The sequence below is a fragment of the Capnocytophaga periodontitidis genome (genome assembly GCF_016126015.1).
Taxonomy (GTDB): Bacteria; Bacteroidota; Bacteroidia; order Flavobacteriales; family Flavobacteriaceae; genus Capnocytophaga; species Capnocytophaga periodontitidis.
The window spans coordinates 727,179-750,543 of sequence record NZ_JAEFDB010000001.1 but is presented as its reverse complement, the minus strand read 5'-3'; the positions used below and the strand labels follow the sequence as shown (position 1 = coordinate 750,543).

The following is a 23,365-nucleotide window of genomic DNA, read 5'->3' as shown; positions in this document are numbered from 1 at the left end:
AATAATTTACTAAATCACAAATTTGCTAATTTGCTAATTATCTCCTACCTTTGCCGTCTATTAATAAAAAAATTATGTCATTATCCTATTTACAACCTATAGATGAGTCTTTTACCTTAGATGATTACAAGCCACAACAAGTAGGTTTTCAACTTCATAAACACCTTCCTTCCTTAGGATTGCCAGATCTTACAGATGTAAAAATAGCTTTCTTCTGTATAGAAACGATGGGGCAGTCGTTTTATCGTTTTCGCCAACATTTGTACTCACTTTTTATGGGTAATTGGAATTTTGGTATTGCAGATTTAGGAAACTTGCCTTTAGGAGCTACTGAAGAAGATACGCATTTTGCTATTAAAGAGATTGTAGCTGAATTGATTAAGGAGGGGGTAATTCCTGTAGTGTTAGGAGGATCGCAAGATTTTACCTATTCACTTTATCGTGCTTTTGATAGCCTTGAACAGATGGTAAACCTTGTATGTGTGGATTCTAAATTTGATTTTGGTAATGCTGAGGAACTGTTTGTGGAGAGTTCGTATATGAGCAAGCTTATTTCAGAACCGCCTGTAAACTTATTAGATTTTACAAATTTAGGTTATCAATCGTATTATGTAGCCCAAGAAGAATTGGATTTGCTTGAGAAAATGTGTTTTGAGGTGCATCGTTTAGGTAATATAGTGAATGATTTGAAGATTATAGAGCCTGCTATGCGCGATGCTGATATAGTGAGTGTGGATATGACTTCAGTACAAGCAAAGGATATGATGGCTATGGGTAACGTAAATGGATTTAATAGCAGAGAAATATGTGCTATTGCGCGTTATGCAGGTATTAGTAGTAATGTACAAGTAGCGGGTATTTTTGATATTCCTAATACAGATTTAGCTGCCCAATTACTCGCAGAAATGGTTTGGTATTTTTATGAAGGTTTTACCTTCCGCATTAAGGAATTGCCTGTAATCAACGATGAGAATTACACTAAATATATTGTGCCTATAGACGATATACAAATAGAGTTTTTCAAGAGTACCCAAACTGAACGTTGGTGGATGAAACCAGGAGGTGACAAATATTCTTCTCCTCAAAATCATGTGCCTTCAGGACTTGTGCCTTGTTTACCACAAGATTATGAAGAAGCTATTCGCGGTATCGTTCCTGATCGTTGGTGGCGTACTTATCGCAAATCGGTTTAATTATTGTTCTAATTTTTCAGTTAACTCAAACCAGCGTTCTGTTTTTTCCTCTATGGCAGTGAGCGTTTGCTGTAAGGCAATTGATTGGGTTTGTATTTCATCATTGCTAAGTGTTCCTTCGGCAAAAGTAGCTTCAATACTCGCTTTTTGCTCTTCTAATTGGGCGATTTCTTTTTCTAAACGGTTATATTCTTTCTGTTCATTGAACGATAGACCTTTCATTCCGTCTTTACGCCAAGTGTTTTTGGTGGTTTCTTTTTTAAGAGATTCGTCTACCGGTAGGGTACTTTCTTCATATACACGATAGTCGGTATAGTTACCAGGGAAATCTTCTACTTCACCCTTGCCTTTGAATACAAAAAGGTGGTCTACGATTTTATCCATAAAATAGCGGTCGTGAGAGACAACAACTAAGCAACCGGGATAGTCTAACAAAAAGTCTTCCAAGACGTTTAGAGTAACGATGTCGAGGTCGTTTGTAGGCTCGTCAAGGATTAGGAAATTAGGGTTTTGTATAAGTACAGTGCAGAGATATAAGCGTTTGAGCTCACCTCCACTGAGTTTTTCTACATAGTCGTATTGCTTTTTACGGTCGAAGAGAAAACGTTCTAATAATTGCCCAGCTGAGAGGGTACGACCTTTGAGTAAGGGGATATAATCGCCGTATTTTTGTATTACTTCTATCACTTTTTGCCCTTGTAATACCTCTATGCCCTCTTGGGTATAGTAGCCAAATTTGATAGTATCGCCTACTATTATTTTACCACTATCGGGGGTGAGCGTTCCTGTGAGGAGGTTTAAGAATGTAGACTTCCCTGTGCCGTTTTTTCCTATAATCCCCACTCGTTCTCCTCGTAGGAAATTGTAGCTAAACTTATTGAGTATGCAGAGCTCATCAAAAGCCTTGCATACGTTGTGAAACTCTACAGTTTTGCTGCCTAAGCGTTCCATATTGATTTCTAATTGCACGGAATGCTCTTTGCGTCTTTTGTGAGCTGCTTCTTTAATTTTATAGAAGTCGTCGATACGCGATTTAGATTTGGTGGTACGCGCTTTGGGCTGGCGGCGCATCCAGTCGAGTTCTTTTACATATAGGTTTTTAGCTTTCTCTACAGAAGCCTGTTCTTGTGCGAGTCGTTGCTCTTTCTTCTCTAAAAAATAAGAATAGTTTCCTTTATAACTGAAGAGTTCACCGTTGTCTAACTCTAATATTTCGTTGCAAACGCGTTCTAAGAAATATCGGTCGTGAGTAACGATGAATAGGGTAAGGTTCTCTTTAGCGAAATATTGTTCGAGCCATTCTATCATTTCTAAATCGAGGTGGTTAGTAGGTTCATCTAATATCAATAAATCAGGTTTACTGATGAGTACATTGGCTAAGGCAAGGCGCTTTTTTTGTCCGCCAGAAAGGTTTTTTACTTTCAAATGGAGGTTATCCAATTTAAGTCGGGAGAGGATTTGTTTGTATTGTGTTTCGAAATCCCACGCGTTATGGCGTTCCATTTGTTCAAAAGCTTTTTGATAGGCATCTTCATTTTCGGGGTGTTGCAAGGCGTGTTCATATTCTCGGATAAGGCGCAAAATGGGGTTATCTGTAGCAAAAATAGTTTCTTCTATTGTTAAATCTTCATTAAAATAAGGATTTTGAGAGAGAAAACCAATGTGTATCCCTTTGCGGAATACCACTTGACCACTATCAGGGAGATCTTTCCCAGCGATAATGTTGAGAAGAGTAGTTTTTCCAGTACCATTTTTGGCTATAAAGGCTATTTTTTGGTCTTTATTGATGCCAAAAGAAATGTTTTCAAGAATTATACGTTCGCCAAAGGCTTTAGATATGTTTTCTACGGATAGTAAGTTCATTTTTTTATGTCAGAATAATTGTGTATAACTTCGTCGTTTATATTAATAGGGTAGGAGGTAAGATATGTTTTTAGTTGATTGTAGTCTCTAAAATTCAGTTGTATATGTATAATAATAATGTTATTATGGTCATAAATATCCAAAAAAGGCCTACACATTTTATCTTTCTTTTCAGATAAATTAAAAAAATGTAATAATTTAATATCTTTTAGAGTTACATCTTTCAGAATTTTATTTTTGTATAGTATTTTTAATTGATTATTGTAAAAATGAAGTGTAAGTAGTGAATATTTGTATTCTTTAAAGGTCATAATAATAGCAAAAAATGCTAAAAAGGCAGTGACTATTCCGAAAATAAATTGGAAAAAGAAAGTAGAAGAATTGAAGTTAAGAGTATAAAAGGTAATAATGGCTATTGGTAGGTTGATAGCTACCAATAGAAGTCTACTTCCCCACTCTTCAGCGGTAAGTTTTCTACCTTTTATGATAAAATCTTCGTTTAGCATAGTCTTATGAGAGGCAAAGGTAACAATAATTTATCAATTACCAAATTTGTCAATTTGTAAATTTGTTAATTAATTTGTACTTTTGCGCAAATTTTTTAAGTTATGAATTTTGATGTAAAGGAGATTATCTCCGCTACTATGGTACTCTTTGCAGTGGTAGATATCATTGGGAGTGTGCCAATTATTATCAACCTACGTAAAAAAGCGGGACGTATACAATCAGAGAAAACAGCTATTGTAGCAGGAAGTTTATTAGTGGTGTTTTTATTTCTTGGTAAGCAATTGCTGAATTTATTTGGGGTAACCGTTGAAGCTTTTGCTGTAGCAGGAGCGTTTATCTTATTTTTTCTCGCCTTAGAGATGATTTTAGGAATTACCCTCTACAAAGGAACAACTCCTGAAAGTGCTTCTATTGTGCCATTAGCGTTCCCTATGGTGGCAGGAGCAGGTGCGCTTACAACAGTACTCTCGCTCAGAGCAAAATTCTATGTAGAGAATATTATTGTAGCGATAATTATCAATATGGTTATTGTTTATATAGTACTAAAATCGTCGGAACGTATAGAAAAATTCTTAGGCAAACAAGGTATTACTGTACTTCACAACCTTTTTGGGGTCATTCTTTTAGCTATTGCTGTAAATTTGTTTACCACTAATATTAGGGCAATGCTTTTTGTTCACTAATCCTCTAATAAATTAAATAAAATGTTAAATAAAGCAGATAATTTTTTTCTCTTAGCAGGACCTTGTGCCATAGAAGGAGAAAATATGGCGATGAAAATTGCAGAACGTATAGTGAATATCACTCAAAAACTGAATATTCCATACACTTTTAAAGGGAGTTTTAAGAAAGCCAATCGTAGCCGTGTAGATTCGTTTACGGGTATAGGCGATGAAAAAGCGCTGAAAATACTCCGAAAAGTAGGTCAAACTTTTGGAGTACCTACCGTTACTGATATTCATCAGGTGAGTGATGCCACGATGGCCGCTGAGTATGTAGATGTATTGCAAATACCAGCTTTTTTGGTACGCCAAACAGATTTGGTTGTGGCAGCAGCCGAAACAGGTAAGATAGTAAACCTCAAAAAAGGTCAGTTTATGAGTCCTGAAAGTATGCAGTTTGCTGTCCAAAAGGTATTTGATAGTAGTAATAAAAAGGCTTTGATTACCGATCGCGGAACGATGTTTGGTTATCAGGATTTGATAGTAGATTTTAGAGGAATTCCTACAATGCGCCAATTTGCTCCTGTTGTGATGGACGTTACCCACTCATTACAGCAGCCTAATCAAACTACTGGGGTAACAGGAGGTCGCCCCGATATGATTGAAACTATTGCTCGTGCAGCCATAGTAAACGATGTAGATGGACTATTTATAGAAACCCATTTTGACCCAGCTAATGCCAAAAGTGATGGGGCTAATATGCTACATCTCGACCTCCTCGAAGGACTTTTAACGCGTTTGGTTGCCATTCGCAAAACAATTAACGAATTTTAATGAACTATACTGAAGCACTCTCTAATCCTATTTTTGAACTTATCAGTAATATTTCAGCTGAAATACCGCTTGAAAGTTACGTAATTGGAGGGTTTGTACGCGATTATTTACTAAAGAAAAAACTCCCTAAAGACATTGATATAGTGTCTATTGGTAGTGGTATTTCATTAGCTGAAAAAGTAGCTGAACAATTGCCTAATAATCCTAAGGTATCTATATTCAAAAACTTTGGTACAGCGATGATTAAAGCCGATGGATTAGATATAGAATTTGTAGGAGCACGCCGTGAGAGTTATGAATCAAATTCTCGCAAACCTTATGTAGAGAGTGGTACACTACAAGATGACCAAAACCGCCGTGATTTTACTATCAATGCGATGGCTTTTTCACTGAACAAAGATACTTTTGGCGACCTTATTGACCCTTTTGACGGCTTAGGAGACTTAGAGCGGAAACTTATTCGTACACCCTTAGACCCTGATATTACTTATTCAGATGATCCATTACGTATGATGCGTGCAATTAGGTTTGCTACTCAGCTGAATTTTGAGATAGAAGAGCTATCGCTGAAAGCTATTACTGATAATAAAGAACGCTTGAAAATTATTTCTAATGAGCGCATTGTAGAAGAACTGAATAAAATATTAGCATCACCTAAACCTTCTGTAGGACTGAAATTGCTATACGAAACAGGTTTATTGCATTATATTCTTCCTGAACTTATTGCGCTGCAAGGAGTACAAGAACAAGATGGACAACGCCATAAAGATAACTTTTGGCATACTTTGGAAGTTGTAGATAATATCTCAGAACATACTGATAACTTATGGTTGCGTTGGGCGGCATTGTTACACGATATTGGTAAAGCCCCTACTAAACGTTTTGATAAGAAGATTGGCTGGACGTTTCACGGACACGAGTTTGTAGGGAGCAAAATGGTATATCACCTTTTCAAACGCTTGCGAATGCCACTGAACGATAAGATGAAATACGTGCAGAAAATCGTAAAAATGAGTTCGCGACCTATTATCATTGCGGAAGATATTGTAACCGATTCGGCAGTACGACGTTTGGTATTTGAATCAGGAGAAGAATTTGAAGATTTGATGACTCTTTGTGAAGCTGATATCACTACTAAAAACCCTAAAAAGTTTAAGAAATATCACGACAATTTTCAAATAGTACGTCAGAAAGTAGTGGAGGTAGAGGAAAAAGATCACATTCGAAATTTTCAACCTCCGGTGAGTGGTGAAGAAATAATGCAAACCTTCAATTTACTTCCTTCGCGACCTGTAGGGGTACTAAAAGAAGCGATAAAAGAAGCAATTTTAGAAGGTAAAATCCCCAATGAGTACGAGGCAGCTAAAGCCTTTATGATGGAGAAAGCAAAGAAAATGAAATTGATATAAAATTAAAAAGGCTGTCCAGATTATTCCGGACAGCCTTTTTTATATTTAGTAATTAAATATTATTTTCTATGTTCTTCTTCTTTAGTATGGTCAGCTTCATCTTTTACAGTATCGTAAATGAGAGGAGCTGCCACGAAGATAGAAGAGTAAGTACCGATGAGTACCCCGATAATCATTGCGAACATAAAGCCACGCAAGGTTTCACCACCAAAGATAAAGATAGTAACGAGTACTGCCATAGTGGTAAATGAGGTGTTTAAGGTACGGCTAAGGGTAGTGTTGAGCGCGTGATTAATTTTCTCTCTTGACCAATGAGGCTCACGCATTACTTCCCTGATACGGTCGTAGATAATCACCGTGTCGTTTAGTGAGTAACCTACTACTGTAAGGATAGCCGCAATAAAGGCTTGGTCGATTTCCATATTGAAAGGCATAATGCTATAAGTGAGCGAGTAGATACCGAGTACCATTAGCACGTCGTGCGCTGAAGATACAATCGCACCCATAGAGAACTGCCATCTTCGGAAACGAAATAAGATATATAGACCGATTACAATAAGCGAACCGATAACTGACCAGAACGCACTGCTCTTAATATCTTCAGCGATAGTAGGCCCTACTTTCATAGATTGCATAATACCAATCTTATCAGTAGAACTAGCTTTAGCAAAACTATCGAATGAAGTACCTTCGGGTAAGAATTTCTGTAATCCTTTGTACAAGAGCTCTTGTATTTCATTATCTACCTCAGTGCTTTCTTCTTGTACTTTATACTTAGTAGCGATTTTCACTTGGTTAGGAGCTCCAAAAGTCTTCACTTCTACATTTCCTAAAGTAGTTTTGAGGGCATCGGCTACTTGAGTAGGGTTTACTTCGTGCTCAAAACGAATTTGGTAAGTTCTACCACCTACGAAATCGATACCTTGGTCGAGACCACGAGTAGAGAGAGAAATGATACCTATTATTGATAGGATAATAGAAAAAGCATATCCTATTTTGCGCTTGCCGATGAAGTTGAGATCTACATTTTTGAACCAGTTCTTAGTAATAGGAGTGGTGAAAGTAAGCGTGTGTTTTTTCTCAACGCTATAGTCGATAAACAAGCGAGTGATGAAGATAGCGGTGAACAAAGTAGTTGCAATACCAATGAGCAAGGTAGTTGCAAAACCTTGTATAGGGCCACTACCAAAGAACAACAAGATAAGAGCAGTAAGCGCTGTAGTAATGTTAGAGTCTAAGATAGATGATAGGGCGTGTTTGAAACCATCGACTACTGCTTGATTGATGTTCTTACCTTTGCGTAGCTCTTCTTTCGACCGCTCGAATATCAGCACGTTCGAGTCGACTGCCATACCAATGGTAAGCACGATACCCGCAATACCAGGGAGCGTAAGTACAGCTTCTATACTTGCTAACACTCCAAATATGAGGAGTATATTGAATACCAAAGCGAGGTCGGCATAAATACCTGCACGACCGTAGTAGAATATCATCCACGCAAAGATGAAGATAGTAGCGATAAGGAAAGAGTTCATACCGCTATCGATAGCTTCTTGTCCCAAAGAAGGTCCTACGATTTCAGATTGTACGATATCAGCGCTTGCAGGTAATTTACCAGCACGGAGCACGTTAGCAAGGTCGACAGCTTCATTTAAAGTAAAATGCCCTGTAATTTCAGAGCGACCTCCTGAAATAGCACCTGTAGTTACTCCTGGTGCTGAATATACGATGTTATCGAGTACGATAGCAATATTGGTATTTTGAGTAAATGCTTTACCAGTAAGCGCTTCCCAAATGCGTGCTCCTTTACCGTCCATTTGCATAGATACGGCAGGCTGGTTGCGAACGTCGTAAGTTTGTTCGGCTTGGGTTACTACGTTACCTGTAAGAGGAGGGGTGTTATCGCGGTTACCTTTTAGGGCATAAAGTTCGATAAGGGAGGTCTTTTTATCAGGTTTACCCCAAGCGAATTTTACATACTGCAATGAAGCAGGAATCAAATGTTTTGCTTCAGGAGAATTGATATAGCTATTTACTTGAGCAGTATCTTTTAAACTTACTGTAAAAAGTACAGGAGAACCTTCATAAGAATTAGCTTTGATAAGGTCAAACAAAGGATTTCCTTTTCCTGATTGAGTAGGAACAGAATCCTTCTTTACATCAGTAAGTAGAGAGTCGATAGCACTACTACCTGATTGAGTAGCGGCTGTGAGCGTATCTTTTACTTTATCTGTAGTTTTAGCAGTAGATTTAAGTTGCTCGTTGAGGGCTTGTAAATAAGGGAAAACATCAGTATTCTTATAAGTTTCCCAGAACTCAAGCTGAGCGGTACTTTGCAAGAGAGATTGCACACGAGTGATATCTTTAGCACCTGGAAGTTCTACAAGAATACGACCTGAGTTACCAAGACGCTGGATATTAGGTTGAGAAACGCCAAATTTATCGATACGTTTGCGCAATACCTCGAAAGCAGATACGATAGACTCGTCTACGCGCTTTCTGATGATAGGGCGCACCTCACTATCACTCATTTGGAAGTTGATTTGGTCGCTGAGGGTTTTATTAGCGAACACATCGGGGGAGGCTAATTTACCTCCGTTTTTAGCGTAAGCCTCGAAGAACAAATCCAAGTAGGTTTTGTCGGTTTTGCGGAGCTGTTCATCGGCTTCGGCTAATGATTTGTTAAAGATAGGGTCTTTGGAGTTGTCAGCAAGACCTTTTAAGATGTCTTTTACGGAGATTTGCAGAATTACGTTGATACCGCCTTTAAGGTCGAGACCGCGGTTTAATTCTTTTTCTTTCACTTCAGAGAGAGTGAATTTTGCAATTCCGAGGTTGTAGACCTCTTGCCCCATTTTATCGTCCAAATACTTAGCTTCTATAGCCTCGCGTTTAGCGATATAGTCAGCTTGAGTATTAGGCACTTTAGCCTCGGCAAAAGCTTTGGCTTCATCTTCTACTCTACCTGCCACATAGGTGAATGAGAGTTGATAAATACATATCAGTCCAAACAATATGGCAAATAGTTTTACAAGTCCTTTGTTTTGCATTTTTTAATTGATAATTTACTTGTTTTACTTCTTCAAACGGCAAAAATACATATTTTGTGGGGATTACAAAAATATTCTTAAAAAAAAGATAATATTTTTTGTTAGTATAAAAAACGAGGAGAGTTTTAATTGTTAAAAATCAACCTTTTAAAGTATTTTTATTAAGAAAGAAGAATGCTTTAAACAGAAAGTATTTTTGCTAATTAAAAAAAAGAAAGTATTTTTGCTCCTATAAAGAAATAGGTATGAAAGAACGCAATCCTCTTATTGATGTGCTCAAAGGTTTTACTATCATATTGGTAGTGATGGGACACGCTTCACAATGGTTTTCAGGAGATGACCGTACAAACCCTTTTTATGTAACTATTTACGCTTTTCATATGCCTTTATTTATGTTCCTTTCAGGCTATGTGAACTTTAATGCACGTGGTGAGTTGAACCTCAGTAAACGCTTTCAAGTATTAGTAATTCCTTTCTTCGTTTGGTTTTTAATTTCTGCCACCTATCACGGTTATATCCTCGATATAGAAAAAGTATGGGAACATCTTTGCGTGCTTATTTATAAACCCACACAAGGAATGTGGTTCTTGTGGTTGCTTTTCTGGGAGTGCGTTCTGCTCTATCTTGCTTTGAAAATCAACAAATACCGTGAAATATGGGTAATGATAGGTTTATGGAGTATTCTTGTATTTTTGCATCGAGTTACAGGAGCACAACCTATCTTTTATGGATTACCCGAATTGTGTTGGTATTTTATCTATTTTTCATTAGGTTATGCTACCCATAAATATAAATCTCAAGCCTTAAAAATTTTGCGCCCTATAGGCTGGGTAGGGTTTGTGGTCTTTCCACTTTTATTGTTTTTTTCAGTTGATAAATCTCATTATGTACTCGATTCTCTTCGCTTGTATGCTTTGGCACTTACGGGTATTGCGGCTTCTTATGTTCTATGGGAAGGGATCTGTCATTCAGAAAATAAAGCAACACAATGTTTGAAGTATTTAGGAAGTATTTCATTAGAAATATATGTTACTCATTACTATATGCGTTTTTTGGTAGATTATATTAAAAAATATATAGGCGATAACTTCTATTTGAACGTAGTGATTTTTACGGTTTTAGCTGTTATCGCCTGTGATATTATACAACGTCTCATACAGCGGGTGAAATGGTTGAGGAGAATACTTTATGGTAGATTTTAATTCTTAATACTCTCATTTTCAGCTTTTCGAGCTATTTCTATATAAGTTTTGAACTCTTTGCCATATTTAGAATTAGCAACATCTTTGTTCAGTTTCCCGTAGATAGAATCTAAATATTTTACACGGGTATTAGGAGCATCTGCTAATACTACATAAGGAGTAATGTAAGAATTGGGGTGAGAGAGGGCGTAATTTAACACAAAAAGGTGGCGACGGAAGTTATTCTTCTCGGAAGCAGTGTTTAGTGAATCGACTAAGGAAGTTTTACCAGCTTTGAAAGCATTTACTTGTTGTTCAAGTAGTTGAGCGTTACGCATCCCAAATTGTCGCATAGTGTGTAGGTATTCATTGTATTCCTTTTGTGATTGAGAGCCACTGATATTGGCTCTTACCTCAAACATATCATAAGCGCTATTGATGTTGATAGTGGTAGGTTCACCAAAAAACATTAAGCGGTCACCGAGGTCAGTGCCAGCTTGTTTCTTCAAATCGAGGTAGATGTAAAAAACTTCAGGACTTTCTAAATGCCGTTTGAAAGTAAATTTACCATCACCATTGGCTACTACTGAGTCGATATTGGTAAGTTTATCATTTACATATTGTTGTAAATAGATAGTTCCCATTTTTAACCCTTCGATATTGCCTTCTACAATCATCGTGTTTTTGTCGTCCTTCTCGCAAGCTACTATCATCAATAGTGCCGACATTGCCATTACTAATCTCTTCATTATAATTTAGTTTTTAGTTATTAAAAAGTGTGATGTTACAGAATTGTTATCATTGTTTGAGCTTTGTTCTGTGTTTCCTCGTATTCTTTTTCGGGTATGGAATCTTTGGTAATGCCACCTCCTACATATAAAAAGGTTTCGTTGGCTGTGATTTGCATACAGCGTAGATTTACATAGAGCGCTTGGTTATTATTAGATACCCATCCACAATAACCTGTGTAATATTGTCTATTATAAAGTTCATTTTCTATAATAAATTTATGAGCTTTATCAGTAGGGTAGCCACAGACAGCAGGGGTAGGGTGCAGACGTTGTACCACTTCAAAAGCTTTATTTTCTTCTATTTTTCCTTTAATTATAGTGCATAAGTGCATTACTTTTCCAGCTTGCACGGTTTGAGGGGCTGAAACTTCAATTTTTTCAGCATATCCTTGTAATTGTTGTACAATGGTATCAGTAACTATTTGTTGTTCTTCTTTTTCTTTAGAAAGCCAATGAATCTTACCTTCTTTGAAAGGTTGTGTTCCTGCTAATGCCATTGTTTGAAAATTGTTACCATTACTTTGAAAAAGTGTTTCGGGAGTAGCAGCGAGCCAAGTTCCCACTTTAGGGTGATAAAACAAATAGCAGAATGCTGAAGGGTATCGTGTTACCATATTGGTAAAGCTCTTAAATGGATTTACCACTTCTTTGATAGTTATCTTGCGCGAAAGTACTACTTTTTCAAAAGTTCCTTGATGTATTTCATTAATAGCTTTGGTTACTAAATCTATATGCTTTTGTTTTTCGGTTTTGGTATCTTCTAAAATATCAATATTAGTATTTTCTACAATCGATTGTGTAGGTAAATGGCTTATGGTAAATTTGTTAGGAGTGATGATAACAGCAGGTTCGTTAGTATCGAAAGGAGCGAAAACAAATCCCTCTTGTTCTTCTTTACCAGTGTTGAAAAAATGAAGTGTATCATCTTCTTGTTCCAACAATATTACTGAAGTGTGATGTGGAGGTTTGTAGCACACAAAAGGTAAGTGTTCAGCATATTTGTGCTGTACTTGTTTTAGAAGTTCTTCAAATGAAATATAATCTTCAGTTTCTATTCTCATAAGTTAAATTGCACAATAGCTTATATGGTTTGGGTATCGTAAAAGGCTTTGAAGACACCATTTTGAGCTAAAAGTTCGTCTTTGGTACCTTGTTCTACTAATTTTCCTTTGTCGAGCATCAGTATTTTATCGGCGTATTTAGTGATAGACACACGATGACTTACTATAATTACGGTTTTGCCTTTTAAGGTATCGCGCAAATTAGTTAAAATCTTCTCTTCGGTATCGATATCTACGGCTGATAAACAATCGTCTAACAAATAAATTTCGGCTTCTTTGAGCAAAGCTCTTGCGATGGCTACTCGTTGGCGTTGCCCGCCACTGAGTGATACCCCGCGCTCTCCAAGCACCGAGTCGTATTGGTTTGTAAACTCTATAATATTATTATGCACTACGGCTTTTTGGCAGGCTTCTATTATTTGTTCTTCAGTAGCATTTTTATTACCAAAGCGCAGATTGTTGCGAATAGTGTCCGAAAACAAAAAGTTCTCTTGTGGCACTACCGAAATAGCTCTGCGCAAGCTGTGTAGATTCAATTCTCTTACGGGTTTGCCTCCTATCAGTACTTCACCCTGATTTGCATCGTACATACGTGCAATGAGGTCTAACAATGTAGTCTTACCACTACCGGTTTTGCCTATAACGGCTACTGTTTGTCCTGCTTCTATATGGAAAGATACGTCTTTAAGAGCTTCTATCCCCGTATCTTCATAACGGAAAGATACTTTATCAAATGTAATATCTCCTTTAATAGGCGTAAGCTCTCCTACCTGATTGCGTATCTGAGGTACTTCGGAAAGAAACTCATTGATGCGCTTTTGCGAGGCTTCCGCTTGTTGTACAATAGAACTTACCCAGCCCACTGTAGCCACAGGCCAAGTGAGCATCATCACGTAAATACTGAACTCTACAATTACTCCAATAGATTGTATTTCACCGGTGTAATAGAGCTTTCCCCCAATAAAGATTACAAAGATAAGGCTCAATCCTATCATCAGTATCATTGTAGGGATAAAGAAAGCCTGTATCTTAGCGAGCTTGATATTTTTCTGACGACCGTCTTCAGCGAGTACTGCTAATTGTGCATCGGTAGCCGCCTCGTTATTATACGATTTTATTACCCCGATACCTGAGAAAGTTTCTTGCGAGAAAGTAGAAAGGTCGGATAGGTAGGCTTGTACCTTCATCGTTTCGATATTAATCTTTTTGCTCATTTTGTAGATAAGCAAAGAGAGAATAGGCAGTGGGATAAGGGTGTAGATAGTAAGTTTGGGAGAGATGATAAACATTAGCGGAATTACGCAAGCAAAAAGTGTAATAGTTTGCACACTATACATAATAGCAGGACCTGCGTACATACGTACTTTCGATACGTCCTCGCTGATACGGTTCATCAGGTCACCTACTCGGTTGCGTTTGTAGAAGCTAAGCGATAGCTGTTCGTATTTTTTAAATATCTCGTTTTTCATATCGTATTCGATGTAACGAGATACATTGATGATAAGCTGACGCATAAAGAACATCAGCACTGCCGATATGATAGTTGTACCGATGATAATAAGCGCGTATTCTATAAGTAAGGAAGTCATTTGTGAGGCATCTTTGTTAGCCGATTTAGCAAAGTCCTCAATGGCTGCAATAGAGTTTTTTACATATCGCGGCATAAAGAGTGAAAACACTCGCGACACTATGGTAATAAGTATCCCAAGTAGTAAGTGGTATTTATATTTATAAAAATATTTACGTATATGTCTCAGATGTGCCATTGGCTTAAATTCTCAATCAGAGTGCAAAAGTAAGAATAATTTGTCAATTAGCCAATTTGTTGATTAGCAAATTAGCAAACTAAAAATTAATCAATCAAATAACTAACTCTTATGGTACGAAAATTACTAATAGACTGAAAACTGGTTTCTATACGTTTGATTTGTTCTTTAGTATGATGTATAGAAAGTTCAGAAGGTTTTACCTTCACTAAAACATCTTTCAAATATTCGTTTCTGATGCGTGAAATTAAGGGAAACTCAGGACCTAAAATTTCTATTCCCTTTTTGGAAGCAAAAGCTTCTTTAAGAGCATTAGCGAACCACTCAGCACCTTCATTTGTACGATTGAAGTTCGTGTGTTTCAGTGTTATTTTAATCATTTGTACAAATGGAGGATACGAGAAAGATTGGCGTTCCTCTATTTGATTTTGATACATCCCCTTGAAATCATTTTGTAATACTTGTTGAATTACAGGGTGTTGAGGATTGTAGGTTTGTATTAAAACTTTTCCTCGTTGAGCACTTCTACCTGCACGCCCTGAGACTTGTAATAACAACTGAAAACTACGTTCATAAGCTCGATAGTCGGGAGAATGAATGAGAGCATCGGCATTCATTACTCCTACTAATCCTATATTTTCAAAATCTAATCCTTTAGAAATCATTTGGGTACCTACCAATATTTGGGTTTCTTGCTGTTCAAATTTGGCTAATATTTTTTCATATCCGTATTTGCCATTGGTAGTATCTTGATCCATTCGGTCGATGGCTACTTGGGGGAAAAGTACTTCTAATTCTTTACTAATCTGTTCAGTACCAAAACCTTTTGTTTTTAAATCTACACTTCCACAAGCAATACAAGTTTTGGGCATAGGTATTGCATAGCCACAATAATGACATCGCAACTGATTGCTACTATGGTGGAAAGTGAGACTCACATCGCAATGTGGGCATTGAGGGACTGTGCCGCAATGCATACACTGTACAATAGGTGCATAACCTCTTCGGTTTTGGAACAAAAGCACTTGTTTTCCTTGTGATAAAGTATTGGTCATTTCTTCAATAAGAATATCGGAAAAATGCCCGTTCATACGTTTGCGATGTAGCTTGTCCTTGATGTCGATAAGTTCGATGATAGGGGGGAGAAAATTAGCATAACGTTTTGATAGATAGACAAAACCATATTTGCCTACTTTTACGTTGTGCATACTTTCTATTGAGGGAGTTGCTGTACCTAATAAAGTTTTCGCTTTGAAGATGTTAGCTAGCATAATGGCACTATCACGCGCTTGCAAGCGAGGAGTAGGGTCGAATTGGCGATAAGAACTATCGTGTTCCTCATCAATTACCACTAAACCTAAGTTTTTGAAAGGTAGATATACTGAAGAACGTACCCCAACCACTAATTGTGCTTTAGGGTGATTGTTCAACACGTTGTTCCAAACCTCTACGCGCTCGTTAGTATTGTATTTAGAATGATATACTGATAGATTTTTACCAAAGTGTTTTTTCAATCGATTGATAAGATGAATTGTCAAGGCGATTTCTGGGAGCAAGTAAAGCACTTGTTTACCTTTCTTTAGGTATTGGTCGATAAGTTCAATGTAGATTTCGGTTTTACCAGAAGCCGTGACACCTTGTAAAAGTACTGTATTTTTAGTTTGAAACTGTTGTTGTACTTGATATAGTGCTTCGTTTTGTATATTGTTGAGTGTTTTTTTTGCTAAAACCTCACTATCAGCGAAACTTACACGATCTTTTTGCAAGTAATATATTTCTAAAATACCTTTTTCTACTACCGATTTGAGTACCGCATTTGAAACCTTAGCTTCTTCTAATAGATTTTCAACTTTTAAAGGTAAAACCTCTCTATTGATATAATTGAAGTAAGCCATTATCAGTTTTTTTTGCTTTTCACCTTTCAGCAATTCTAAAGCTTTTTGTAAACCTTCTTGAGATTGGTAGGCTTCTGCTAAACGTATGAATTTTACGAGCTTTGGCACATATTTTTCAAAAATTCTTTCTGAAATACGAGCAGCACCTTTTTCTACCAAACTCTTTATGACCTTTAAGGTCTTCTTTTTAGGAATGATTTTACTCACTTCACTTCCTTTTAAGGCTGTTTTGTAGTGTAGAGCTTCGTACACCTGAAATTCATCATCGCTAAATAGATTGGGATTGAGGTCTTTTTCAGCAATTTCGATAATAGTTTCACTTTCTAGCAAAAAAGCTGATGGTAAAGCCGATTTTATCACTTCACCTAAAGTACACATATAATAATCGGCAATCCACTGCCAATGAGTAATTTGTTCAGGAGTAACGATGGGAGTTTCGTCTAGAATATATTCAATATCTTTAGTTTCATAAGTAGGTTCATTAGTATGTATTTTATAAACTAAAGCTGTATATACTTTTAATTTGCCAAATGAAACAGCTACACGCATTCCCGTTTGCAAGAAATGCGCTTCATCCTCGTTGATACGATAAGTGTACAATTTAGGAAGCGGAAGTGGTAATATGACTTCTACAAAGTACATTAGTCGTGTTTTTTAAGTTTTAAAAGAGACGCATTTAGTTCAAATCCTAACAAGAGAATATTGGCATTAATCCAAATATATAGCAAGAAAATAAGCAGCGCACCAATAGAGCCATATAGCTGGTTATATTGTGAAAAATTTTCGATGTAAATACCAAATAAATAGGTGGTTAAACCAAAAAGTAACACCGTAAGGAGAGAGCCTGCTGAAAAGAATTTACTTTCTTTACCCTCTACTGTGCCAAAATAAAATAACACACCAGTACCAAAGTAGGTAATCAGGGCAACAAATCCGATTTTTGATATTTTGAGAAGCGTTTCGTAATCGGTGATAAAATTGATTTTATCAAGGTAAGGCACTAAATATATTTCGTAGTAAATGAAAGTAACTACCGCAAACAACACTAATAATGACAAGATGATAGCAACCATTAGAGCATAAAGATATTGCTTGATATAAGTGCGTGTGATTTGACGGTGGTACGAAAATTCAAACCCTCCAAAAATAGCCATAATACCATTGGTCATCAAGAAAATAGATAAGAAAAATACAGACGACAATAAACCTCCACGTTTTTTTTCGGCAATATCAAAAAAGATATCAGAAAAGAAATCGTGAGTACCAGGAGGTAGCATATCATCAATAAATCCCCAAAAATCTACTTGAAAATCATCAATGGGAATATATGGGATAAGGTTTAAAATAAACAATAAAAAGGGAAATATAGCTAAAAAGAAGCTGTATGAAATAGCACTCGCACGATATGTGAGAGTACCTTTCATAATCCCTACAATATATAACTCAAGCAAGTCGTACAAAGAAAAAGCATTCTTAGCTAAACGTATTTTTTTTAGAAATCCGACGAATTGCTTGATGATTGGGAGGTTTTGTATTCTTTCTTTCAATGTCATCAGTAGTTAGTTTTGAGAGGAGGAATCTATATTTTTAGTAGATTTTCGTTCTTTGAATCGCTCTTTTATTACTCCTATTAACCAATAAGGGAGTACCGAACACAAAAAGCACAGTAGCCAAAAACCTATCAGGAAAATGACTACAAAAAGGAGAAAACCTATATATTGATTAAAGTTGAAACTCATATTTTTATTTTCGTCGTCTGCTGAAAAAAGCACCTATATTCTCTGCTAAGCGTTTGAACACAGATTTTGGTTTTCTTATCTCATCCATTTCACGTGCAGAAGCTTCTCTTTCAGAGAGGAATTCATCAGAGAGGAGTACTCTTTCGGCACGTTTGAATATAGCAGTTGCTAATTTGTAGAATTTGCTATGTTGAGCATCTACTTTATAAGTACTAAATTCATAACCATTGCCGTCTTGTGTAAATAGGTTGATAGCAGTACCTTCTTTGTTTGGCTCGTAATGATAGAAAACAAACTGGTAATCACATAATTTATCGTCCCAATATTCTTTAGTAATCGTCATTCGTGAAGAAGTATTACCTTCAGCTTTTCGGAACTGAAAACCATATCGCCCTACATAGAGCACAGCATCAACATCAGTATAATCACTGTAATATTTTTGTACTTCGGGGAGAGAAAGCAACTGGTTATAACGTTCTACTGTTACATTATCTCTAAAGAGTCTTACATAATGCACTACTTCACAATACCTACGCTGGAAGTATTGCCAGCACTCTTGTACAAAATAATATTCACGAGGGTTTTTATGAGCTTCTAAGTATACAAAAGGTGATGCCTCATTAGGTTGCCAAGAGATATGCAACTTTTCACCATCAGTAAATAAATAGAAAACTTGTTCGTTGCAATAGAAATACACGCCTCCTATAGCAGGATTTATTTTAGAAAGTGTAATACGATAGAAGATTTCTCCTTCCCAATATTCATAATATCTCCCCGTTTCATCATCATTGTTTTCAAGTAGGGCAAAATCTTCAGGGTTAATGAAACGTTGTAAGTTTTCTAAATTGATATCGGTACTCTTAAATAAGAAAGTAAAACCATCATTGTTTAAAATCTTTTCTTCGATTTGCTCTTCTTCATAAAGAATTGCACTTCCTTTTTCTAAGGCTTCAAAAAGTTTACCGCGTTTTAACCAAGCTGACCAATCCCATAATTCTATTTTCTCTTCCTCAACCTCTTTTTTAGTGTAGAGGAAAGTTTTAGGGAGTAATGATTTTAATAAATGATTTTTCTTAAATCTATCAGGGTCATCTTTTTTGAGCCAATAACTTACTGTTACCTCATCGGCAGTATCAAAACGCTCAAGGGGATAAATATATTCAGTTTCTATAAATACTCGAATATCTAATGCTTTTTTTGCGGTGAGTTTCCCGATAGCTGTGTCCCCCCAAAAGAAACCTTCTACAAAAAGATTACCTTGTATATATAGTTCTTGTCCACTAACTGCTATATTTTCAGCTGATAGGTTACCCAAAACGATAAGCCCACAAGCCCCTTCACTACGCTGATTGAAGAGGTTGCTCACTACAGCATTGCCTTGTACGAAGATAAAGGTAGGGACATCTAGTTCTTGATAATGATAATCAGGGAAGTGTGTGCTGATATTGTCTAAATTTACAGTACTTTTAGGATGCCAATCACCTTGCACTACTACTACATACCTATTTTCATAAAAAGTATGGGCATAAGAATAGAACTGGCTATAGCCAGCATATTCGCTATCATTTGGAATGAGATGTTTGATTTCCTTGACGGTTTTTATTTGGTACTGCATAGTAATTATATCTATTTGAATAATCCTTTGAAGAATGAGACTATTCGTTCAAAAAAGTTTTTATTATCATATACTTGCAAAAAATTGTTAGAGGTAGAAGATGGAGATTTTTTTTCAGCACTTTCTATAGTAACTTCATATACACTTATATCCGTTGCTTTAAATATTTTTTGTCCTTCAGCATCACTTTCTAATGTAGTCTCTATTGATAAATATAAAAAATTAGGATTATTAAAATCATCTTCAGCTGACATTTGAACTCCTAAAAAATACTCTCCTAAAACCATAAGATAGTAAAATTGTATTTCTCCATCACAAATATTGATCTTAAGTATGGAGGTTAGATTTTTAAAATCTTCTTCAGTAATTTTTTTCCTCCTTGCTCTTCTAATTGTTCATTGATTTGTCCTACTTCTATCATTGCAAGAAATGACTTAGCCTTATTGTTTAGTTTCTCTAAATTTGCAAATACAGATTCAGACAGTTTAAAAACTCTATTAAAATCCCATTTTTCGTGTGTAAGAACTATTTCAGCTGTAATTTTTTCATACTCAAATTCAGCTTGATATATGTGATTGTCATTAGGGTCTACTGTAAAATCACTTAGTTGTAATGGTTTCATATTTGATACAATTAGATCTAGTTACTTTTTTTATCATATTTTTTTGAATCATCTTCCAGTATTATACTAAAAAAATGTTCTAAAAATTCTTGAAAGTTATTGGCATATAGATGCTCTTCATTCATTATATAATCTCGAATGTAAACAGGATATTCATTAGCTTGACCAGCTTCTTCTATTTTAAAGAAATAGGTTTCTTCGTCCATCTCTAAGAAAGCTAATTCGTCTTTTTGAAATAGATTGTTTTGCAAATTTACTAGATAAGTATAATAAATATCAATATCAGCATCCTCTTGATATTCAGGTGGCACAATAGTTTTAAAATCGACTCCACAAACAGTGATAAATTCATAGTTTAATAACATCTCTTTATAACTATCAGGTAAAGGAAAACCTAATTTCTTTTCTGTTTGCTCAATCCAAGTTATATTTATGAAGTCTTTGGTTCCTACAGCTATTCTGTCTTTATACTTTTCGATGATGGATTGTATCATTTTCTACAGTATTATGCCTTATTATATCTTATCTTTTGATACTATCTAATTACCAGTTTATGGCTTCCTTACCTACAGATGTAAGGTAGGCATTAGCTTTGCTGAAATGTTTGTTACCAAACCAATGCCCTCTATTAGCACTCAAAGGTGAAGGATGACCAGAAGTGAGTATGCAGTGTTTAGAACTATCAATAAGGTTAGATTTCTTTTTAGCATAGCTTCCCCATAACATAAATACTACATTATTACAATGTGCTGAAACAGCTTTAATAACAGCATCGGTGAATGTTTCCCAACCTTGATTTTGGTGACTACCTGCTTCGTTGGCTCTTACCGTGAGAGTGGCGTTCAGCAGCAAAACTCCTTGCGATGCCCAGCGCTCCAAATTGCCACTGATAGGGTAGGAGGTTCCTAAATCTTGCCCTATTTCCCTAAAAATATTGATAAGTGAAGGTGGATGGGCAATGCCATCGTGTACTGAAAAACACAAACCGTTTGCCTGCCCTTCGCCGTGATAGGGGTCTTGCCCGATGATAACTACTTTCACCTTGTCCAGCGGACAATGGTCGAAAGCCGAAAATATTTGCTTTCCTTTGGGATAACAGATATTTTCGGCATATTCTTTCTTTACAAAATCGGTGAGCTGACTGAAATACGGCTTATTAAACTCTTCTTGTAATACCGACTTCCAACTTGAATCTATTTGTACATTCATTATTTTACTTCTTTGATTTCCATATTGTCGTACTGAACAATGTAAACGCCTTGGTTTTCATATCCTCCTCCTTTATAAGAGTTTTTGAGGTAGGCAAACTTGTTCTCTAAGAATGAGGTTTCACCTATACGGGTATTGGTACTATTTAAGTTACCAGATACTCCTAAACGCAATACAGCGTCCATAGTGAGATCGAAGCCACGGATAGCATATTTATTAGGTAAAATGCCATAAGTTTTTTGATAGCGGACTGAAAAACTATCACTACCATTAGAGTATTTGTTTACAGTAGGGTAGGTGAAGTGCAAATCGGAAAGTTGATTATTAGACAAACTGTTTGAATCGAATACATTACCTCTTTCTACTGTTGCTAATATAATTTTAGGGTGGGCATTGTTTTTTTTCACTTTCAAAGCGTTGTGTAATAAGCGTACTGCTAATGACACATAACCTATATCGTTAGATTGTAACAATACTACATTTTCTTTGCTGTAGTTCAATGCATTAGCGAATCCATTTGCTGACATTTCTGTTACTACTTTGGCGTTTGGAAATGCACGTTCTAATTTGTCGCGCAAACCTGTGTTTTTGCTATCGGCTAAGATAATCATATTCTCATCAGAATAATTCTTGTTGAGGTAGTTAATCATTTGATTTTGTTGTACTTCGTCAGAAGGTAAGGTTTGATATACATTAGGATTTAACACAATGTTCTTGTTTGCTAAGGGAGCTAATACCGCAGTTTTGTTGTTTGTAATTAGCTCGGCTACAGCATTAAAGGATTTGGTAGTAAAGGGACCTATTACCACTTGTGAGTTTTGTATGCCAGCATTGGAAGTAATCTTTTTGATGTCACCTTCACTATCATAAACATTTACTTTGAACTTGTATCCCATTTTTTGGAGAGAATCCAAAGCGATGAGCGCACCAGAATAAAAATCAGTAGCGACGGGTGTGATTTTATTATCAGTAAGGCGTGCTTTTAGGGCAGCGGCTTTGTTTGTAGATCCTATATCAGCTACTTTGAAAGGTAAGATATAGCTGATTTCTTTTACATTATTAGGAGATGAAGTTGAGCGTAAAGTGTTGTTAGAGTTTTCAAAATCGTAATTAGGGGTACTAGTAAAAGGTGTATTTTTATAGCGATCGTAATTCTCTTTAGGGATCCATATTTGAGCATCGCTTTTTAGACCATCTTTCATCGTAGGGTTTAGTTTTACAATATCAGATTGTGATAAGCCGAATTTGCGTTCTAAGCTGTAAAAACCTTCACCTTTTTCTATGAGGTAAAGCACTAATTCTTTATTGGTTGCAGGACGTGTAGGAACTTCGGGTTCAGAGCTATCTACAGCTGATGCGGGCACCCATATTTCTTGACCTTCTTTTATGTTATTAGGGTTAAATCCTTTTTCTTTTTTGTTGATACGTTCCAATTCTTCAACGCTTACATTGTGGTTTTTAGCAATTTTCCACAAGGTTTCCTGAGGTTTTACCACATAGCGTTTTTGTCCTTGTATTCCTTTTTGTACCATATCATTTGTTTTGTTGAAAAGTGGAATAGTGATACGTTCATTTTCTTGAAGTTCGCGTGTGTAAAGGTCTAAATTATAACGTTTCAAATCGTCTATAGAAATGTTGTACTTTTGCGAAAGACCAAAGAAAGTTTCTCCTGATTTCACCAAATGAGAGGTAAAGCCTACTGGGCGCTGGGTGCTGTAGTGCTTTACCTTACTTGTAGGAATGTTGATAGTTACACCTTTCTGGATACCCTCTTTTATTCCAGGATTGAGTTTGAGAATATCGGCAGGTGAAAGGCGATAAATTTTAGCGATGCTTTCAATACTTTCGTAATTACTTGCGGTATGTTTTTGCTGTGCAAAGCTTAAGGTAATGCATAGTAAGGTGGTTAGTGTTAAAAAACGTTTCATAATGGCTTATGATTTAATTATTAATTTGTTTAACTATTAA

20 protein-coding genes are annotated in these 23,365 nt (G+C 36.2%); 5 read left to right on the top strand and 15 right to left on the bottom strand.

Annotated elements, in window-relative coordinates:
- Window positions 1–74: 74 nt before the first annotated feature.
- Window positions 75–1,193, top strand: a complete 1,119-nt coding sequence (locus tag I7X29_RS03660) for a formimidoylglutamase (RefSeq protein WP_198472867.1) — start codon at window positions 75–77, stop codon at window positions 1,191–1,193.
- Here the strand turns inward: I7X29_RS03660 and I7X29_RS03655 are convergent, their stop codons facing one another.
- Both I7X29_RS03655 and I7X29_RS03650 read right to left on the bottom strand, forming a co-directional pair.
- Window positions 1,194–3,056: an ABC-F family ATP-binding cassette domain-containing protein gene (locus tag I7X29_RS03655; RefSeq protein WP_198472866.1), complete on the bottom strand. Its 1,863-nt coding sequence runs from the start codon at window positions 3,054–3,056 to the stop codon at window positions 1,194–1,196.
- Window positions 3,053–3,562, bottom strand: a complete 510-nt coding sequence (locus I7X29_RS03650; RefSeq protein ID WP_198472865.1) for a hypothetical protein — start codon at window positions 3,560–3,562, stop codon at window positions 3,053–3,055. Before I7X29_RS03650 ends, I7X29_RS03655 begins: the two co-directional genes overlap by 4 nt.
- Before the next feature lie 102 nt (window positions 3,563–3,664).
- Between I7X29_RS03650 and I7X29_RS03645 the strand changes: the two genes are divergently transcribed.
- The 3 genes from I7X29_RS03645 to I7X29_RS03635 are packed head-to-tail and all read left to right on the top strand — an operon-like array spanning window position 3,665 to window position 6,468.
- A complete protein-coding gene (locus tag I7X29_RS03645; protein WP_009412266.1) occupies window positions 3,665–4,246 on the top strand; it encodes a MarC family protein in 582 nt (193 codons plus the stop codon).
- Window positions 4,247–4,267: 21 nt separating this feature from the next.
- Window positions 4,268–5,059, top strand: coding sequence for a 3-deoxy-8-phosphooctulonate synthase (gene kdsA, locus I7X29_RS03640; protein WP_198472864.1), 792 nt, complete (start codon window positions 4,268–4,270; stop codon window positions 5,057–5,059).
- On the top strand, window positions 5,059–6,468 hold the full coding sequence (locus I7X29_RS03635; protein WP_198472863.1) for a CCA tRNA nucleotidyltransferase: 1,410 nt from the start codon (window positions 5,059–5,061) through the stop codon (window positions 6,466–6,468). The genes kdsA and I7X29_RS03635 overlap by 1 nt, the downstream gene beginning before the upstream one ends.
- Before the next feature lie 59 nt (window positions 6,469–6,527).
- Here I7X29_RS03635 and secDF read toward each other — a convergent pair whose 3' ends face one another.
- Complete coding sequence (gene secDF / locus I7X29_RS03630; RefSeq protein WP_198472862.1) at window positions 6,528–9,518, bottom strand: protein translocase subunit SecDF; 2,991 nt, start codon at window positions 9,516–9,518, stop codon at window positions 6,528–6,530.
- A 245-nt stretch (window positions 9,519–9,763) separates the two neighbouring features.
- Between secDF and I7X29_RS03625 the strand changes: the two genes are divergently transcribed.
- Window positions 9,764–10,720, top strand: coding sequence for an acyltransferase family protein (locus tag I7X29_RS03625; RefSeq protein ID WP_198472861.1), 957 nt, complete (start codon window positions 9,764–9,766; stop codon window positions 10,718–10,720).
- On the opposite strand, the gene I7X29_RS03620 is transcribed toward I7X29_RS03625, so the two are convergent.
- From I7X29_RS03620 to I7X29_RS03565, 12 genes are all read right to left on the bottom strand, one after another.
- Window positions 10,717–11,448, bottom strand: coding sequence for a DUF4369 domain-containing protein (locus tag I7X29_RS03620; protein ID WP_009413573.1), 732 nt, complete (start codon window positions 11,446–11,448; stop codon window positions 10,717–10,719). The two genes, I7X29_RS03625 and I7X29_RS03620, sit on opposite strands and share 4 nt — an antisense overlap.
- A 35-nt stretch (window positions 11,449–11,483) precedes the next feature.
- Window positions 11,484–12,551, bottom strand: a complete 1,068-nt coding sequence (locus tag I7X29_RS03615) for an isochorismate synthase (protein WP_198472860.1) — start codon at window positions 12,549–12,551, stop codon at window positions 11,484–11,486.
- Window positions 12,552–12,571: 20 nt separating this feature from the next.
- Complete coding sequence (locus I7X29_RS03610; protein ID WP_198472859.1) at window positions 12,572–14,317, bottom strand: ABC transporter ATP-binding protein; 1,746 nt, start codon at window positions 14,315–14,317, stop codon at window positions 12,572–12,574.
- An 86-nt stretch (window positions 14,318–14,403) separates the two neighbouring features.
- The gene (gene priA, locus I7X29_RS03605) at window positions 14,404–16,854 is read right to left on the bottom strand and encodes a replication restart helicase PriA (RefSeq protein ID WP_198472858.1); all 2,451 of its coding nucleotides are present in this window, start codon (window positions 16,852–16,854) and stop codon (window positions 14,404–14,406) included.
- The gene (locus I7X29_RS03600; protein ID WP_009413578.1) at window positions 16,854–17,765 is read right to left on the bottom strand and encodes a YihY/virulence factor BrkB family protein; all 912 of its coding nucleotides are present in this window, start codon (window positions 17,763–17,765) and stop codon (window positions 16,854–16,856) included. The genes priA and I7X29_RS03600 overlap by 1 nt, the downstream gene beginning before the upstream one ends.
- A gap of 6 nt (window positions 17,766–17,771) precedes the next feature.
- A complete protein-coding gene (locus I7X29_RS03595) occupies window positions 17,772–17,951 on the bottom strand; it encodes a hypothetical protein (RefSeq protein ID WP_002678812.1) in 180 nt (59 codons plus the stop codon).
- A 4-nt stretch (window positions 17,952–17,955) separates the two neighbouring features.
- Window positions 17,956–19,566, bottom strand: coding sequence for a hypothetical protein (locus tag I7X29_RS03590; protein ID WP_198472857.1), 1,611 nt, complete (start codon window positions 19,564–19,566; stop codon window positions 17,956–17,958).
- Between the two features lie 11 nt (window positions 19,567–19,577).
- Complete coding sequence (locus tag I7X29_RS03585) at window positions 19,578–19,853, bottom strand: hypothetical protein (protein WP_198472856.1); 276 nt, start codon at window positions 19,851–19,853, stop codon at window positions 19,578–19,580.
- A 53-nt stretch (window positions 19,854–19,906) separates the two neighbouring features.
- Window positions 19,907–20,188 (bottom strand): hypothetical protein, encoded by a 282-nt coding sequence (locus tag I7X29_RS03580; protein WP_198472855.1) that lies wholly within the window; start codon window positions 20,186–20,188, stop codon window positions 19,907–19,909.
- Window positions 20,189–20,205: 17 nt separating this feature from the next.
- Window positions 20,206–20,682, bottom strand: a complete 477-nt coding sequence (locus I7X29_RS03575; RefSeq protein ID WP_198472854.1) for an SMI1/KNR4 family protein — start codon at window positions 20,680–20,682, stop codon at window positions 20,206–20,208.
- A gap of 49 nt (window positions 20,683–20,731) precedes the next feature.
- Entirely contained in the window at window positions 20,732–21,397 is a 666-nt protein-coding gene (gene ung / locus I7X29_RS03570; RefSeq protein WP_198472853.1) for a uracil-DNA glycosylase, read from the bottom strand.
- Window positions 21,397–23,325, bottom strand: coding sequence for a LysM peptidoglycan-binding domain-containing protein (locus I7X29_RS03565; RefSeq protein ID WP_198472852.1), 1,929 nt, complete (start codon window positions 23,323–23,325; stop codon window positions 21,397–21,399). Before I7X29_RS03565 ends, ung begins: the two co-directional genes overlap by 1 nt.
- Window positions 23,326–23,365 lie beyond the last annotated feature (40 nt).

What these genes read in the sequence shown, in the direction of transcription:
- I7X29_RS03650 (WP_198472865.1), bottom strand. Translation starts at nt 3,562, where the DNA reads ATGCTAAACGAAGATTTTATCATAAAAGGTAGAAAACTTACCGCTGAA.
- I7X29_RS03635 (WP_198472863.1), top strand. Translation starts at nt 5,059, where the DNA reads ATGAACTATACTGAAGCACTCTCTAATCCTATTTTTGAACTTATCAGT.
- ung (WP_198472853.1), bottom strand. Translation starts at nt 21,397, where the DNA reads ATGAATGTACAAATAGATTCAAGTTGGAAGTCGGTATTACAAGAAGAG.
- I7X29_RS03590 (WP_198472857.1), bottom strand. Translation starts at nt 19,566, where the DNA reads ATGCAGTACCAAATAAAAACCGTCAAGGAAATCAAACATCTCATTCCA.
- I7X29_RS03585 (WP_198472856.1), bottom strand. Translation starts at nt 19,853, where the DNA reads ATGGTTTTAGGAGAGTATTTTTTAGGAGTTCAAATGTCAGCTGAAGAT.
- I7X29_RS03645 (WP_009412266.1), top strand. Translation starts at nt 3,665, where the DNA reads ATGAATTTTGATGTAAAGGAGATTATCTCCGCTACTATGGTACTCTTT.
- I7X29_RS03565 (WP_198472852.1), bottom strand. Translation starts at nt 23,325, where the DNA reads ATGAAACGTTTTTTAACACTAACCACCTTACTATGCATTACCTTAAGC.
- secDF (WP_198472862.1), bottom strand. Translation starts at nt 9,518, where the DNA reads ATGCAAAACAAAGGACTTGTAAAACTATTTGCCATATTGTTTGGACTG.
- I7X29_RS03625 (WP_198472861.1), top strand. Translation starts at nt 9,764, where the DNA reads ATGAAAGAACGCAATCCTCTTATTGATGTGCTCAAAGGTTTTACTATC.
- I7X29_RS03655 (WP_198472866.1), bottom strand. Translation starts at nt 3,056, where the DNA reads ATGAACTTACTATCCGTAGAAAACATATCTAAAGCCTTTGGCGAACGT.
- I7X29_RS03610 (WP_198472859.1), bottom strand. Translation starts at nt 14,317, where the DNA reads ATGGCACATCTGAGACATATACGTAAATATTTTTATAAATATAAATAC.
- I7X29_RS03580 (WP_198472855.1), bottom strand. Translation starts at nt 20,188, where the DNA reads ATGAAACCATTACAACTAAGTGATTTTACAGTAGACCCTAATGACAAT.
- I7X29_RS03575 (WP_198472854.1), bottom strand. Translation starts at nt 20,682, where the DNA reads ATGATACAATCCATCATCGAAAAGTATAAAGACAGAATAGCTGTAGGA.
- I7X29_RS03620 (WP_009413573.1), bottom strand. Translation starts at nt 11,448, where the DNA reads ATGAAGAGATTAGTAATGGCAATGTCGGCACTATTGATGATAGTAGCT.
- I7X29_RS03600 (WP_009413578.1), bottom strand. Translation starts at nt 17,765, where the DNA reads ATGACATTGAAAGAAAGAATACAAAACCTCCCAATCATCAAGCAATTC.
- priA (WP_198472858.1), bottom strand. Translation starts at nt 16,854, where the DNA reads ATGTACTTTGTAGAAGTCATATTACCACTTCCGCTTCCTAAATTGTAC.
- I7X29_RS03615 (WP_198472860.1), bottom strand. Translation starts at nt 12,551, where the DNA reads ATGAGAATAGAAACTGAAGATTATATTTCATTTGAAGAACTTCTAAAA.
- I7X29_RS03595 (WP_002678812.1), bottom strand. Translation starts at nt 17,951, where the DNA reads ATGAGTTTCAACTTTAATCAATATATAGGTTTTCTCCTTTTTGTAGTC.
- kdsA (WP_198472864.1), top strand. Translation starts at nt 4,268, where the DNA reads ATGTTAAATAAAGCAGATAATTTTTTTCTCTTAGCAGGACCTTGTGCC.
- I7X29_RS03660 (WP_198472867.1), top strand. Translation starts at nt 75, where the DNA reads ATGTCATTATCCTATTTACAACCTATAGATGAGTCTTTTACCTTAGAT.